Annotated in this window: 11 protein-coding genes and 1 pseudogene; 8 read left to right on the forward strand and 4 right to left on the reverse strand. The window is 74.0% G+C overall.

Features of this window, described 5'->3' with window-relative positions; translation table 11 throughout:
• The first annotated feature begins 86 nt into the window (after positions 1-86).
• The 4 genes from ESG85_RS02280 to ESG85_RS02295 are packed head-to-tail and all read left to right on the forward strand — an operon-like array spanning position 87 to position 3722.
• On the forward strand, positions 87-596 hold the full coding sequence (locus tag ESG85_RS02280; protein ID WP_128976311.1) for a hypothetical protein: 510 nt from the start codon (positions 87-89) through the stop codon (positions 594-596).
• On the forward strand, positions 593-1834 hold the full coding sequence (locus ESG85_RS02285; protein ID WP_128976312.1) for a peptidoglycan-binding protein: 1242 nt from the start codon (positions 593-595) through the stop codon (positions 1832-1834). The genes ESG85_RS02280 and ESG85_RS02285 overlap by 4 nt, the downstream gene beginning before the upstream one ends.
• The gene (locus tag ESG85_RS02290) at positions 1831-2520 is read left to right on the forward strand and encodes an ABC transporter ATP-binding protein (RefSeq protein WP_128976313.1); all 690 of its coding nucleotides are present in this window, start codon (positions 1831-1833) and stop codon (positions 2518-2520) included. Before ESG85_RS02285 ends, ESG85_RS02290 begins: the two co-directional genes overlap by 4 nt.
• Positions 2520-3722: an ABC transporter permease gene (locus ESG85_RS02295; RefSeq protein WP_128976314.1), complete on the forward strand. Its 1203-nt coding sequence runs from the start codon at positions 2520-2522 to the stop codon at positions 3720-3722. The genes ESG85_RS02290 and ESG85_RS02295 overlap by 1 nt, the downstream gene beginning before the upstream one ends.
• A 137-nt stretch (positions 3723-3859) precedes the next feature.
• On the opposite strand, the gene ESG85_RS02300 is transcribed toward ESG85_RS02295, so the two are convergent.
• The 3 genes from ESG85_RS02300 to ESG85_RS02310 form a co-directional block, all read right to left on the reverse strand.
• Entirely contained in the window at positions 3860-4522 is a 663-nt protein-coding gene (locus ESG85_RS02300) for a pyridoxine/pyridoxamine 5'-phosphate oxidase (protein WP_246094775.1), read from the reverse strand.
• Positions 4523-4564: 42 nt separating this feature from the next.
• Complete coding sequence (locus ESG85_RS35630) at positions 4565-7954, reverse strand: hypothetical protein (RefSeq protein ID WP_128976316.1); 3390 nt, start codon at positions 7952-7954, stop codon at positions 4565-4567.
• Positions 7955-8241: 287 nt separating this feature from the next.
• Positions 8242-9408, reverse strand: coding sequence for a thiolase C-terminal domain-containing protein (locus ESG85_RS02310; protein WP_128976317.1), 1167 nt, complete (start codon positions 9406-9408; stop codon positions 8242-8244).
• 114 nt (positions 9409-9522) lie between these two features.
• Here ESG85_RS02310 and ESG85_RS02315 point away from each other — a divergent pair, with 114 nt between their 5' ends.
• Both ESG85_RS02315 and ESG85_RS02320 read left to right on the forward strand, forming a co-directional pair.
• Entirely contained in the window at positions 9523-10791 is a 1269-nt protein-coding gene (locus ESG85_RS02315; protein ID WP_246094776.1) for an acyl-CoA dehydrogenase family protein, read from the forward strand.
• Positions 10792-11274 (forward strand): nitroreductase/quinone reductase family protein, encoded by a 483-nt coding sequence (locus ESG85_RS02320; protein WP_128976318.1) that lies wholly within the window; start codon positions 10792-10794, stop codon positions 11272-11274.
• Between the two features lie 94 nt (positions 11275-11368).
• On the opposite strand, the gene ESG85_RS02325 is transcribed toward ESG85_RS02320, so the two are convergent.
• A complete protein-coding gene (locus tag ESG85_RS02325; RefSeq protein WP_128976319.1) occupies positions 11369-12016 on the reverse strand; it encodes a TetR family transcriptional regulator in 648 nt (215 codons plus the stop codon).
• Between the two features lie 437 nt (positions 12017-12453).
• Here ESG85_RS02325 and ESG85_RS02330 point away from each other — a divergent pair.
• Together ESG85_RS02330 and ESG85_RS02335 are read left to right on the forward strand one after the other, a co-directional pair.
• A pseudogene (locus ESG85_RS02330) lies at positions 12454-13224 on the forward strand (VOC family protein); the annotation flags it as partial.
• A gap of 471 nt (positions 13225-13695) precedes the next feature.
• Positions 13696-14608: serine/threonine-protein kinase (locus ESG85_RS02335; RefSeq protein ID WP_425471136.1), on the forward strand; the 913-nt coding region annotated here is incomplete at its 3' end.

Genomic DNA, 14608 nt, shown 5'->3' on the forward strand with positions numbered 1-14608 from the left:
CCCTGTGTACCCGAGGGGCACCTTTCGCCGGCGTAAGCGAAACCGCTGAGAGAGGCGAAACATCCCTTCGCGGCACCCTCGCCGCCATGACGACCTCACGGAAGACCACACGGCCCGCCGCCTTCGCGGCCCTCACGCTCCTCTCCCTCCTCGCCACCGCCACCGCCACCGCCTGCTCCGGCGGAGGCGGCGAGGCGCCGCCCGGAGCGGGCGGTGGCGAGGAGGGAAAGAAGGCCGACCAGGCCTTCGAGCACCGCAAGTGCCTGCGCGAGCACGGCCTCGACGTGCCCGAGCCCAAGCCGGGCGAGCAGGGCGTCGGCCTCACCGTCGGCGGCGACGGCGTCGGCAAGGAGAAGATCGAGGCGGCGTTCAAGGCCTGCCAGGACAAGGCGGGCGGCGCCGGCTGGGGCAAGGAGCCCACGCAGGCCGACAAGGACAAGGCGCTGGCCTACGCGCGCTGCATGCGCGAGAACGGCTACGACATGCCGGACCCGAACTTCGACGGCGGCATGCAGAAGGCCCTGCCCATGCCGCAGGGCGCGGGGAAGCAGACGTTCGAGAAGGCCATGAAGAAGTGCGAGGGCGTGGCCCGATGAGCGACCGGGAACACGGCGCGGCCGGCGACCGGGAACGCGGCGCGGCCGGCGACCGGGGGCACCTCGCGAGCGGCCACCGGGAGGAGAGCGGGCCCCGGGACGGTCGTCCCGCGAGCCACCGGGAGCGGCGGCCCCTGACGCGGCGCCGGCTCGTGGTCGCGCTCGTGGCGGTCCTCGCCGTCGCGGGTGCCGGGATCGCCGTCACCGCCCTGACCACCGGCACCGGGTCCGGCACCGGGCAGGCACAGGCCGGGCCCGGCGGCTCCCGGGGACTGCCGCCCGCCACCGCGCCCGTCGTCCGCGGCGACCTCACCGACGGCTCGCAGCAGGACGGCACCCTCGGCCATCTCGGCGAGCGGAGGATCAACGCCGGCGGCGCCGGCGGCACCCTCACCTGGCTCGCCCCGAACGGCTCCGTCGTCCGGCGCGACGGCCGGCTCTACGAGGTCGACGGCGCGGCGGTCCGCCTGATGTACGGGGCCGAGCCCATGTACCGGACCCTGAAGACCGGCGACAAGGGCAGGGACGTGCGCCAGCTGGAGGAGAACCTCGCCGCCCTCGGCCACACCGGCTTCGACGTCGACGAGGAGTACACCGCGAAGACCGCGGCGGCCGTCAAGCGCTGGCAGAAGTCCCACGGCCTGGAGCAGACGGGCACGATCGGCCCGGACCTGATCGCCTTCGCGGGCAGCGCGGTACGGGTGAAGGAGGCCGGCGGAGGCTCGGCCGAGAACACCCTCGCGCCCGGCGACCGCGTGCAGCCGGGCTCCCCGGTCCTCACCGTGACCGGCTCCGAGCGGGTCGCCCGCTTCGAACTGCCCGTCGCCGAGGCGGCGACGGCGAAGACCGGCACCCGGGTGAAGGTCCGGCTGCCCGACGGGACCGAACTGCCCGGCCGGGTCTCGGCCGTCGGCCGGACGGCCTCCGAGGGCGACGACCCGCAGGACCCGACCCCGAAGATCGAGATCACGGTCTCCTTCGACGAACCGGGCCGGGCCAAGGGCGTCGACCGGTCGCCGGTCACCGTCGAACTCGCCGGCGAGACCCGCCGCGACGTCCTGTCCGTCCCCGTCAACGCCCTGCTCGCCCTGCCCGGCGGCGGCTTCGGCGTCCAGGTCGTCGAGCAGGGCCGGACCAGGGACGTGAAGGTCGAGCTCGGCATGTTCGGCCAGGGCCGGGTCGAGGTCAGCGGCGGCGGACTGCGCGAGGGCATGCAGGTGGGGGTGCCGTCCGCATGACCGCCGTCGTGGAACTGACGGGCGTCGTCAAGGAGTACCCGGGCGGGGTCCGGGCCCTCGACGGCGTCGACCTCACCATCGGGGAGGGCGAACTGCTCGGCATCGTCGGCCCCTCCGGCTCCGGCAAGTCGACCCTGCTGCACGTCGTCGGCACGCTCGACCGGCCGACCGGCGGCTCCGTGCGGATCGCCGGGCACGACGTCGCCGCGCTCACCGACCGGCGGCTCTCCGCCCTGCGCGCCCGGCACATCGGCTTCGTCTTCCAGGCCTTCCACCTGGTCCCCGGCGTCGCCGCCGTGGACAACGTCGCCGAAGGACTCCTCTACTCCGGCCTGCCCCGGGCCCGGCGGCGCGGGATGGCCGCCGACGCCCTGGCCAGGGTCGGGCTCGCCGACCGGCTGCGGCACCGCCCGCACGAACTCTCCGGCGGGCAGAGACAGCGCGTCGCCATCGCCCGCGCGGTGGTCGGCGAGCCCGCGCTGCTGCTCGCCGACGAGCCGACCGGCGCACTGGACTCGGCGTCCGGCGAGGCCGTCATGGACCTGCTGCACACTTTGAACGCGGAGGGCGCGACGATCGCCGTCATCACCCATGACACCGAGATCGCGGGCCGGCTGCCGCGCCAGGTACGGATCCGCGACGGCCGCGTCGTGGCGGACACGGCGCGCGGAAAGGTGGCGGCCTGATGTCCCGTACACCCGTGCTGCGGGCCGCCCGGCTCGGCCCGCGTGACGTCCTCCACGTCGGCTCCGCCGGACTGCGCAGCCGCCCGGTCCGCGTGGTCCTCTCCGCCCTCGGGATCGCCATCGGCATCGCCACGATGATCGCGGTGGTGGGCATCTCGGCGTCCAGCCAGGCCCAGTTGCTGCGACAGCTGGACGCGCTCGGCACGAACATGCTGGTCGCGAAGGCGGGCGAGGGGATGTTCAGCGGGCAGGAGGTCAAGCTGCCCAAGGACGCGGTGGGCATGGTCGGCCGGATCGACGGCGTCGAGGAGGCCGCCGGTACGGGCGACCTCGACCGCACGGTCCGCCGCTCCGAGAAGATCCCCGAGGGCGAGACCGGCGGGATCGCGGTGAAGGCGGCCACGGAGCGCCTGCTCGACGTCCTGCGCGGCCGGCCGGCCGCAGGCACCTGGCTGAACGCCGCCAACGGCCGCTACCCGGCCGTGGTCCTCGGACATGTGGCGGCCGAGCGCCTGGGCATCGACCGGCCCGGCCGCCAGGTCTGGATCGACGACCGCTACTTCACCGTCGTCGGCATCCTCGACCCGCTGCCCCTCGCTCCCGAGATCGAGCGCTCGGCCCTCGTCGGCTGGGACGCCGCCCAGCGGCTGCTCGGCTTCGACGGACATCCGACGGCGGTGTACGAGCGGTCCACGGACGCGACGGTACGGCAGGTGCAGAACCTCCTGGCCCCGACGATCGACCCGCGCAACCCGCAGAACGTGGCCGTCGGCGACCCGTCGTCGGCGCTCAAGGCGAAGGCGGCGACGGAGGGCGCGTTCTCCACGCTGCTCCTGGGCCTCGGCGGGATCGCGCTGCTGGTCGGCGGGGTCGGCGTCGCCAACACCATGATCATCTCGGTGCTGGAGCGCCGTCACGAGATCGGCCTGCGCCGCTCGCTCGGCGCCACCCGGGGCCAGATCCGGATCCAGTTCGTCACGGAGTCCCTGATGCTGTCCGGCCTCGGCGGCCTGGCGGGCGTGGCCCTCGGCTCGGCGGCCGTCGCCGCGTACGCCGCCACCGGCGGCCTGCCCTGGGTCGTTCCGCCCTGGTCGGCCGCGGGCGGCTTCGCCGCGACCCTGGCGATCGGCACGGTGGCGGGCCTGTACCCGGCGGTCCGCGCGTCCAGGCTGTCGCCGACGCTGGCGCTGGCGGCCGGTTAGGGCCCCTCCGGCGGGTCGTGGCCGGGGCCGCGGCCCTGATCCGCCCGACAGGCGCCAAGGCGCGGGAGTACGACGGGGCCGCGCGTACGGGCCGGAGGCATCACGGCCGCCGGCCCGTACGGCCGTTCCTGCGGCCCTTACGGCCAGAGCAGTTCGCGGGTCCAGCCGCCCGGTGTGCGGCGGTAGCGCAGCCGGATGTGGCGCCGGTCCTGGTCGCCCTGGAAGAACTCGACCTCCCGCGGCTCCACCACGTACAGCGTCCAGCTCGGCGCGTGCGCGCCCGGCTCCCGCCGCGCCCGCTCCCAGGCGGCGGCGCTGGCCCGCTCCAGCTCGTCGAGCGAGGCGAGCACCTCGCTCTGCCGGCTGACCAGTGCGGAGGCCAGGGCGCCGGTCGTCCGGGCGTGCAGGTCCTCGTACGCCTCCTCGCGGGTCCCGGTGGCCACCCGGCCCCGCACCCGCACCTGGCGGCCCTGCGCGGCCCAGTAGAAGTGCAGCGCGGCCTCGGGGCGGGCGGCGAGCTGACGGCCCTTCGCACTGCCGGAGTGCGAGGCGAAGTGCCAGCCGCGCCGGTCCGCCTCGTGCAGGATCACGGTCCGCACGTCCGGGTGGCCGTCCGCGTCGGCGGTCGCGACCTGCATGGTGTTCGGCTCCACCACGTCCGCGGCCACGGCCTGCGCGAACCACCGGTGGAAGAGCGCGACGGGCTCCTCCGGCGCGTCGTCCGGGTCGAAGCCGGGAAGCTCGGTGTCCCAGACCCGCACGGACCGCAGGGCCTCCTGAAAACGCCGTTCGTCGTCCATGGCGTCCATCATGAGGCCCCGCGGCGCGGTGGTGCGGGACGCTCAGCCGGTGTAGTAGCCGGTGACGTCGGCGATCAGGTCGACCGAGCCGTTCTTGTTGTAGAAGGTGATCCTGCCGTCCTCGACCGGCACGACGACGCCGTTGGCGACGGTCTGCCCGGCGACGAAGTTGAGGTTCGACGCGGAGGTGCGGGTCGTGCCGTACGGGTGGACGGAGACGAAGCTCGCCTCGGTCGGGTTCGTCGCGGTCACGTTGAGGACGACGGCCTTGTACTTCGTGCCGACGGTCAGGCTCACCGACTGCCCGGCGCCGACCTTCCCCTTCGGCGCGCCGAGGCCGGCGCGGGTGTCCATCATGCGCTTGGGCTGCATGCCGGTGAAGACGGAGCCGGTGCCCTGCTTGAAGTACCCGGCGACGTCGGCGATGACGTCGACCGAGCCGGCCCGGTTGTAGAAGGTGATCCTGCCGTCCTTGACGGGCACGATCACCAGGTTGGGGACGGTCTGCCCGGCCGTGAAGTTGAGGTTCGACACGTCGGGGCGGGTGGTCCCGTACGGGTACGCCGCGACGAAGCTCGTCGCCGTCGCGTTCGTCGCGGTGACGTTCATGGCGACGGCGGTGACGCCGGGCTCGGTCACGCCGAGCGTCACCGTCCTGCCCGCGCCGACCTTGGCCTTCGGCACGCCGGTGCCGGTGCGGGTGTCCATGAGGCGGGTCGGCGTGACGGCCTCGTACGAGGAAGCGGCCGTGCCCTCCTGGTAGTACCCGGCGACGTCGGCCAGCAGGTCGACGGAGCCGTTCTTGTTGTAGAGCTGGACGTAGCCGTCCGTGACGGGGACGGTCACCAGGTTGGCGGTGGTCTTACCGGCCGTGAAGTTGAGGCTGGAGGCCGACGTCCGCAGGGTCCCGTACGGGTAGACCGAGACGAAGCTGTCGGCCGTCGCGTTGGTGGCGGTCACGTTGAGGACCACGGACGTGAGCCCCTCGGTGGGCACCCCGCCCCGGCCGCCCACCTTCAGCAGGACCGTGCCGTTCGGCCCGACCTTCGCCTTCGGCGCGCCGAGACCGGAACGGGTGTCCAGGAGACGGGCGGGCGTCACCGGCGTGTAGGTGCCGGGGACGGTTGTCAGGGAGCTGCCGTGGACGTCGAAGGCGCCCCGTCCGGCCTGCGCGGCGTCGGCGCCGTCGAGCGGACGGGCGATCAGCTCCCAGCGGTACTGGCCGGACTCGATGCCGCGGCCCCTGGAGTCCTTGCCGTCCCACGCCACGCGGACCGCGGCACCGGCGCTGCGCGCCCCGGTGAAGGTACGGATCACCTGGCCGTCGCCCTTCGTGACCTTGAGCTCCCAGGAGACCGGCCGCGAGAAGCGCCACACCGGCTCCCAGGTGTTCTCCGGTTCGACGCCGGACAGGTCGGCGTAGGACAGGGCGGGTACGGAGGAGTCGAGCGTGGCCAGCGGCCGGCGGGCGAGCCCGGCCGGCTTGACGTGGACGTCCTGTGCCGCGTCGACGTAGGCCACGCCGCCGCCGAACTTGTCCACGGTCCATGTCGTCCTGCGGCCGGAACCGGCCGCCGATGCGGGCAGGTCCGCGACGTCGGAGGTCTGTCCGGTGACCGCGTCCGTCAGCCTGAGCTTGTCGCCCTCGTGCCGGACGACGAAGCCGTCGCCGAGCAGGGCCTCGCCGACCGGGACCGGGACGCTCTTCTTCAGGCCGAGGTCGTAGACGCCGGCCCTGTCGGCTCCGCAGGCCCAGTACAGCCAGCGGCCCGAGGAGGCCTGGAGCTCGGTGGGCCGGCAGCCGGACCCGAGGTCGATCGCCGCCGACGTGGTCTTCGTCTTCAGGTCGTAGGAGTTGACCAGGGTGCCCGTGGCGGCGGAGGGCTTCCACAGCGTGGTGTCCCACAGGGCCGCGGGGGAGTTCCGCAGGGTGAACAGGACGCCCGACTCGCCCGCGTAGCGCCTCTCGAGGTCGCCGACGTAGGTCGCGTCACCGGCCTTCGCGAGGAAGAACCGTCCCGCGCCGTCCACCACGGTGGCGCCCTCGGGGATGCCTTCCACCGGCCAGAAGGAGGACGTGCTGGTGGGGAGGACCACGCTGTGGCGCCACGCGACCACCGGGTCGCCGTCGCCGAGCGAGGCGAGCCCGGACGGGGCGTCGGAGAGGAAGCGGAAACGGGTCTTCGGCGCCGTCGAGGCGGGAGTGCCGCCGACGTTGGTGTCGACCTCGGCGAGCTCGACCATGCCGTCCCGACCGGTGGGGCTGAGGTAGTGAAGCCGGTCGCCGCCCATGGCGAGCTGGGTGATCTTCCGGGGCATCGGCGCAATGTCGCGTACGCGGGTCACCCGCGGCGTGCCGTCGGCGCCCGCCGAGATCCGGTGGAGGGCCCAGTCGAGAGCACTGCTGCCGCCGGGTACGAGGACGCTGCCGTCGGGCGCGGTGGCGAAGCTGCCCTGCTGGGCGTGCTTCAGGAGCTCGGTGGCCGCGCCACCGCCGACGGGGACGGAGCGCAGGGCGTGGCCGGCGAGGTAGCCGTTCTCGGGGTAGAGCAGGTTCCGCTGGTAGACGACACTGTCGCCGCTGACCGCGAAGGCGAGGCCGGGTCCCTCGTTGCCGACGGGTGTCGGGAGCACGGTCTGCACCGGCTGGGCCGCCGGGTTGTCGCGGGGGACGGAGACCAGCGGTTTGCCGTAGCCGGGGTAGTACACGACGTGGCGGTCACCGAGGGCGTACGAGCCGGTGGTCGCCATGGCGGCCGGCAGCGGCTTCACCGTGGCGGTCGTGTAGTCGAGCAGGTAGGTGCCGCCGCCCGTGCCGTCGGCCGTGGGGCGCAGTCGGAGGATCGCGCCGCGCAGGTCCTGCTGGACGGCGATGACCGGGCTGATGCCATGGGGGATGTCGGTGATCGACCGGGCGGTGGTCGTGCCGTCCTCGGCCGCGCGGTACAGGGTGAGCGAGGTGAGGCCGGCCGCGTCCCCGGTGTAGGCGAGGGTCGTGTCCGCGTTGTACGTCTTGGACCACACCTGGCCACCGGGGAGCGTGATGCTCTTCGTGGTGTCCGAGCCGACCGCCGCGACGGTGACCGTGCGCGGCTGGTCGAACGGCTCGGAGCTGATCGTCGCGTGGAGGCCGGAGTGGCCGGCTGCCTGGGCGTCGCTGATCGGGGTGTCGGTGCCCGTCGCGTAGTCCGTCCAGACCGTTCCGGTGCCTTCCTGGGTGTGCGCGTAGCCGGTCGAGCCTGTGTGCTCGAGGGAGTCGACGCGCGGCCGCTCGCGCCCGGGATTCGGGATGACCACCTCGTCGGCGGTGGCCGTGGCGGCCGTGGCGGCCGTCGCGGCGTTCGCGGGTGCCGCGATCGCGGCGGTCAGGCCGGCCGTGATGCCGAGGGCGGTGGCCGCGGCCAGCGACGCTCTGCGGGCGTGCAGGTTCAAGGAAGTCCCCCTCTGAGAAGCCTGATCAGGCGGGGGACGGGTGGCCGTCGTTCGCGCGTGCTCGCGCGGCCCCCTTCGGCACCTCCCGTCTCGAACCGCCCGTCCGAGACCGTGATCGTAACAGCGGCCCCCTACGCGCCGGTAGGCGGTTTCGAACCGGTTCAGAAGACGGCGCCGAGCGTGATCGGCCCTGGTCGGGGGATTGCCGAAGCGCCGTGTGCGCATCTGGTCGCCCGTCCTGGAGGTCCGGCGGCGCGTGGCGTGGAACCGGGCCGCCCCGGAGGGTCTCAGCCCCGGCCCAGCACCACCGTCCCCGACGAGCAGAACCAGCCGCCCGTCCCCGACGCCACCGCCAGTTCCGGCAGTGAGCCGTCCGGGCGCCGCACCTGGAGTCCCGGTGCCTCGCCGCGCAGCTGCCGTACGGCCTCCACGAGCAGGAACAGCCCCCGCATCCCCGGGTGGCAGGCGGACAGGCCGCCGCCGTCCGTGTTCACCGGCAGCCCGTCCTTCTCCGTGACGTACGCCCCGCCCTCGCCCTTCGCGCAGAAGCCCAGGTCCTCCAGCGTCACCAGGGTCATGTACGTGAACGCGTCGTAGATCTCCGCCAGTTCGACGTCGGCGGGCCGCACCCCCGCCCGCTCGAAGGCGAGCCGGCCGCTCACCGCCGCCGGCGAGACCGTGAAGTCCTCCCACTCCGACATCGTGGTGTGCGAGACGTGCGTGCCGGTGCCGAGCACCCACACCGGCGCCTTCGCCGTGTCCGGCACGTACTCCTCCGCCGCGAGCAGCACGGCGCAGCCGCCGTCGCTGCGGATGCAGCAGTGCAGCTTGGTGAACGGGTCCGCGATCATCGGGCCGTCGAGCACCTCGTCGACCGTGACCGGCTCGCGGAACATCGCCTCCGGGTTCAGCGCCGCGTTCGCCCGCGCCCGCACCGCCACCTCGGCCAGCTGCTCCAGCGTCGTGCCGTACTCGTGCATGTGGCGGCGCGCCGCCATCGCGTACTTGGCGATCAGGCTGTGCCCGTACGGCACTTCGAACTGCAGCGGCCCGCGGGAGCCGAACGACAGGTTGCCGGTGCGCCGGCGGGCCCGGATGTCGGCGCGGGCGGTGGAGCCGTAGACGAGCAGCACCGCGTTCGCGTGCCCGGCGGCTATGGCGTCGGCGGCGTGCGCCGCCATGACCTCCCAGGTGGCGCCTCCGACGGAGGTCGAGTCCACCCAGCGCGGGCGGAGCCCCAGGTACTCGGCGACCTCGACCGGTGCGAGGGTGCCGAGCCCCGCCGAGGCGAGGCCGTCGATCACGGAACGGTCCAGGCCGCTGTCCGCGAGCGCGCGGCGGGCGGCCTGGGCGTGCAGGGCGTACGGCGTGGCCTCGTCGACCCGGCCGCAGTCGGAGAGGGAGATGCCGACGACGGCGACGCGACGGCGGCGGTCCGTTGTGGTGGTGGGCATGAATCTGACGGTACATCAGATTTCCTCGATCCGGCCCGCCCGCCGGGCTGTGCATCCACACCGGCGGGTCCTAGCATGACGCACCGTCAGATACGGAGGGGAGACCCGAGGCCCATGCCGAGTCCCATGCGTACCGCCGCCGTCACCGAAGAACAGCAGCAGATCCGGCGGGAGATCCGCCGCACCCTGCGCGAGCTCCTCGCCAAACGCGCCGGACCGGCCGAGGTCCGCGCCGCCGTCGAGACGCCCGAGGGATACGACTCCGCGCTCTGGACCACCCTCGCCGGCCGCCTCGGCCTGCCCGGACTCACCCTGCCCGAGGCCTACGGAGGCGCCGGCTGCGGACCCGCCGAACTCGCCGTCGCCTGCGAGGAGACCGGCCGCGCCCTCGTCCCCTCCCCACTGCTCGCCACGGGCGTCCTCGCCGCCCCGCTGATCGCCGCACTCGGCACCGAGCGGCAGCGCGCCGCGCTCCTGCCCCGGATCGCCGACTCCACCCTGACCTGCGCCCTCGCCCTCCCCGGCGACTCGCTCGCGCTCGCCCTCGGAATCACCGGCGACAACACCGCCGCGCCCTGGTCCGGCGGCGGGCGCTCCGGCGGCATCCAGGCCACCCGGCCCGACGGCGAGCACTGGTCGCTCTACGGCGAGGCCGGCCACGTCCTCGACGGGCACAGCGCCGGACTCCTCCTCGTCGCCGCGCACACCGGAGGCTTCCCGCGCAGCCGCACCCTGCTCTTCCTCGTACGGGCCGGGGCCGAGGGGCTCACCAGGCGCCGCGAACCCACCCTCGACCTCACCCGCTCCCAGGCCGGCGTCCGGCTCCGCGACGTCGAGGCCGAACTGCTCGGCGAGGAACCGGTCGACACCCTCGGCGCGCTCGCCGCGACCGGCCGCGCCGCGGCCCTCGCGCTCGCCGCCGAGGCCGTCGGCGCCGCCCGCGGAGCCCTCGACCGGACCGTCGAGCACGTCACCACCCGCGAACAGTTCGGCCGCCCCCTCGGCTCCTTCCAGGCACTCAAGCACCGCCTCGCCGACCTGCTCGTCCGGATCGAGTCGGCCCGCTCGCTCACGGTCCGCGCGGCCGACGAGGCCGACCCGGACGGCGTCGCCGCGCTGCTCGCCCTCGCCCAGGCCCTCGACGCGCAGCGCGCCGCCGCGGCCGAGACCGTCCAGCTCCACGGCGGCATCGGCATCACCTGGGAGCACGACGCCCATCTCTACTTCAAGCGCGCCGCCGCCGACGAACTCCTCTTCGGTCCCGCCGTACGCCTCCGGGCCCGCGCCGCCGAACGGGGCGGACTGTTCGACGACCCCGCGACGGGGGAGCGGCCGTCCGGCGGGCCCGCGGCGGCGCGGCCGTCCGGTAGGGAGGTGGGTTAGGTGCCCGTCGGCCTGCGTCTGATCCAGAAGGTCTCCGCCACCCGTGCCTTCGCCCGGGTCGCGCCCCGCGTCATCCCCGCCGTGGACCGCGCCGTGCACCGGCTCACCGGCGGAAAGGTGCTGCTCAGCGCCCGCATGCTGCCGGGTGTCGTGCTCACCGCCAAGGGCGCCAGGACCGGGCGGCCGCGGGCGACCCCGCTCGCCTGCCTGCCGGAGCCGGGCGGCACCTGGCTGCTCGTCGGCTCCAACTTCGGCCGCCCCGGACACCCCGCCTGGACCGGCAACCTGCTCGCCCATCCGGACGCGGAGATCAGCTGGCGCGGCGAGCGCCTCCCCGTACGGGCAAGGCTGCTGGCCGGCGAGGAACGGGCCGAGGCCTGGCGGGCGGCGCTGGCCTTCTGGCCGCCGTACGCCGCGTACCAGGCGCGGATCGAGCGCGAGATCCGGCTGTTCCGTCTGACGCGCGCCGCGCCCGAGGAGTGAAAGCAGACCGGCGGCGGTCCCGTACCCCGTGCGCGAACGCGGGGAAACGGGACCGCCGCCGGCGCGCGACAGGACGGGTGAAGGGGGGTGGGGACTACTTCGTCGGCTTCTTGCCGGTGATCCCCAGATGCACCAACAGGGCGAGGTTCGGCTTGAGTTCGGCCTGCTTCACGCCCCAGGTCTGGAAGCCCTTCTGGTGGCCGGCGACGGACGCCAGCATCGCCACCAGCGAGCCCGCCATGGCCGCGGGGCTGATGTCCTTGTCGACCTTGCCCTTCGACTGGAGTTCCTTCACCGCGTCCGTCAGGGAGTTGGTGACCGAGTTCAGGATCTTCATGCGGATCTTGTAGAAGCGCTTGTCGCCTTCCGCGGCCCCGAGGTCCACCACCCGCAGGATCGCGTCGTGCTTGCGCCAGAAGTCCAGGAATCCCTCGACCAGGTCCTCGGAGGTCTGCCAGCCGGCCTTGCCGACCCAGGAGCGCCCGCTGACCAGTTCGGTCAACCCGGCACCCTCCTTGGCCATTTCCTCCGCGATCTCGAGGACGGCGCCCTCGACGTCAGGGAAGTACTGGTAGAACGTCGCGGGTGAAGTACCCGCCTTCCGGGCCACGTCGATGACCTTGACGTCCCGGTAGGGCGAGGAGCTGAGCATCTCGCCGAGGCAGTCGAGCAGCTTCTGCCGCGTCGCCTGGCCGCGTCGTCCGGCCACGCGGCCGTCGACGGTGCGTACTTGTCCTGTCATGCCGTCAGCTTACCGACGGGTGATCGAGGCGCGATTCGGCCGACTGCAAATGGGTGCGACCCCCGGGACGGGCCCTCGGGGCCGGCCCCCGCGGGTGCGGAATGAGCGCCTCCGGTCGGAGGCCGGCCAGGGATCGGCCAGAGGTCGGCCGGCCAGGGAGCGGTCAGGGATCGGTCAGGGATCGGCCCTGATTCGATCAGAGGTCGGTCGGAAGTTGATCAGGGAGTGATGCGAGGCGGTTATGAACAGCCTGTGGACAACTTCGGTGGACAAAATCGAGCAGGCGAGGGTTCCGGGGCGGTTTCCCGGCCGGTCCGGGTTTCCGTTCCCGGCCGGTCCCGGTTTCCGTTCCCGGTCGGTCCCGCTTTCCGGCTCCTTTGGCGGTACGAGCGCACTCTGAGAGCGCGCGGCCGCCCGGGCCGACCCATCCTGGTGGCATGGCCGTATTCGCACAGGGCACCCCTTGCTGGGTGGACGCGCAGCTTCCCGACCTCGAAGGAGGGAAGCGCTTCTACGGTGAGCTCTTCGGCTGGCGCTTCGACCCCGCGCGCGACGAGGCGCTGCTGCGCGGGCGGCGGGTGGCCGGGCTCGTGCCGAAGCGGGACGGGCGGATGCCGACCACGTGGACCGTGTACCTGGCGGCCGACGACGCGGGGGCGCTGGCCGGCCGCGTGAAGGCGGCCGGCGGGCAGATGGTCATGGAGCCGTATCCGGTCGGCCCCTTCGGCGTCCTCGCCCTCGCCGCCGATCCCGGCGGGGCGGTCTTCGGGCTGCGGCAGGCGGGTGACGACGACGGCTTCGAGGTGACCGGCGAGCCCGGGTCCTTCTGCTGGATGGAGGTGTACACCCGGGCCCCGGAGGCGGTCGACACCTTCTACGCGAGCGTCTTCGGCTGGCTCGGCCGCCAGGTCCTCCCGGGCGAGGCGGGAAAGACCGAGGGCTTCGACTACCGGGTGTGGTCGCCGCCGGGGTCCCGGGCCGGGGACGACACCGCCTTCGGCGGCCGGGCGGTGATCACCGACGCGTTCCCCGCCGAGATGCCGGGCCACGTGCTCGTCTACTTCGCCGTCGACGACTGCGACGAGGCCTGCGCCACCGCCGTACGCCTGGGCGGCCGGGTCGCCGAGGGCCCCGTCGACACCCCGTACGGCCGGATCGCCGTCCTCCACGACAACCAGGGCGCCCGCTTCGCGGTCCTCGCCGAGCCGGAAGCCGACGCCGGCGCCGGGGCGGAACCCGGGTCCGCCGAGGAGCGCGCCGCCGAACGTCCCTCCGGGGCCGAGGCCGGGCCCGCCGCCGAGCCCGAGACCGCGCAGACCGTCGAGCTCCGGGCCGTACCCGCCGCCGGGCCCGGCGCGGAGCCGGACGCCGCGCCCGCCGCAGGACCGGACCCCGGGTCGCAGTCGGCCTCCGGGTCCGGGCCGGCCTCCGGGTCCCAGTCGGCCTCCGGGTCCGGGCCGGACACCGGAGCCGCTCCCGAGTCGGACGGAACGGCGTCGGACCGGGAGGAATCGGGCGCGTAGCCCGGCGACACGCCCGCCGCCCCGCCCTCCGGCGCCTCTCCGAAATGAGACGGGACACCCCGATCCGCCCCCGGGTTCGCAACCACCGCCCCGGACAGGAACAATCAGGGGGCACGGGGCCGTAATCTCATGGCCCTACGGGGAGGTGGCAGGCAAGTGGAGCAGCTGACGCAGCACGACCCGAGAAGGATCGGGCCCTTCGAGGTGCTGGGCCGGCTCGGAGCGGGCGGAATGGGCCTCGTGTACCTCGCGCGCTCGGCGTCCGGGCGGCGAGTGGCGATCAAGACCGTGCGGACGGAGCTCGCCGAGGACCAGCTGTTCCGGGTGCGCTTCACCCGCGAGGTCGAGGCCGCCCGCGCGGTCTCCGGCTTCTACACGGCGGCCGTCGTCGACGCCGATCCGCGCGCCGCCGTGCCGTGGCTGGCCACGGCGTACGTGCCGGCGCCCTCGCTCGAGGAGATAGTGAACGAGTGCGGGCCGCTCCCGGCCCAGGCGGTGCGCTGGCTCGCGGCCGGCGTCGCCGAGGCCCTGCAGTCCATCCACGGCGCCGGGCTCGTCCACCGTGACCTCAAGCCGTCCAACGTCCTCGTCGTCGAGGACGGCCCCCGGGTGATCGACTTCGGCATCGCGTCCGGCGTCTCCAACACACGGCTGACGATGACCAACGTCGCCGTGGGCACGCCCGCGTACATGTCCCCCGAGCAGGCCCGCGACTCCCGCAGCGTCACCGGCGCGAGCGACGTCTTCTCGCTCGGCTCGATGCTGGTGTTCGCCGCCACCGGCCACGCGCCGTACCACGGCGCCAACCCGGTGGAGACCGTCTTCATGCTGCTGCGCGAGGGCCCGGACCTGGAGGGGCTGCCGGACGAACTGCGTCCGCTCATCGACGCGTGCATGCAGATGGACGTGGCCAAGCGGCCGACCCCGGCCGACCTGCAGGCCATGCTCGCGCCGCACCTCTTCGGCTCCGGCGAGGACGACAGCGGCACGGCCGCGGCCTGGCTGCCGCAGAGCGCCGTCGCCATGATCGAGCGGCGCCGCGGCGGCCGCCCCGCCCAGCCGGCGCCCC

Source organism: Streptomyces roseicoloratus, from assembly GCF_004117935.1.
GTDB lineage: Bacteria > Actinomycetota > Actinomycetes > Streptomycetales > Streptomycetaceae > Streptomyces > Streptomyces roseicoloratus.

Coding starts and splice junctions, on each gene's coding strand:
- ESG85_RS02310 (WP_128976317.1), bottom strand. CDS start 9,408: ATGCCCACCACCACAACGGACCGCCGCCGTCGCGTCGCCGTCGTCGGC.
- ESG85_RS02315 (WP_246094776.1), top strand. CDS start 9,523: ATGCCGAGTCCCATGCGTACCGCCGCCGTCACCGAAGAACAGCAGCAG.
- ESG85_RS02285 (WP_128976312.1), top strand. CDS start 593: ATGAGCGACCGGGAACACGGCGCGGCCGGCGACCGGGAACGCGGCGCG.
- ESG85_RS02280 (WP_128976311.1), top strand. CDS start 87: ATGACGACCTCACGGAAGACCACACGGCCCGCCGCCTTCGCGGCCCTC.
- ESG85_RS02300 (WP_246094775.1), bottom strand. CDS start 4,522: ATGGACGACGAACGGCGTTTTCAGGAGGCCCTGCGGTCCGTGCGGGTC.
- ESG85_RS02295 (WP_128976314.1), top strand. CDS start 2,520: ATGTCCCGTACACCCGTGCTGCGGGCCGCCCGGCTCGGCCCGCGTGAC.
- ESG85_RS02290 (WP_128976313.1), top strand. CDS start 1,831: ATGACCGCCGTCGTGGAACTGACGGGCGTCGTCAAGGAGTACCCGGGC.
- ESG85_RS02325 (WP_128976319.1), bottom strand. CDS start 12,016: ATGACAGGACAAGTACGCACCGTCGACGGCCGCGTGGCCGGACGACGC.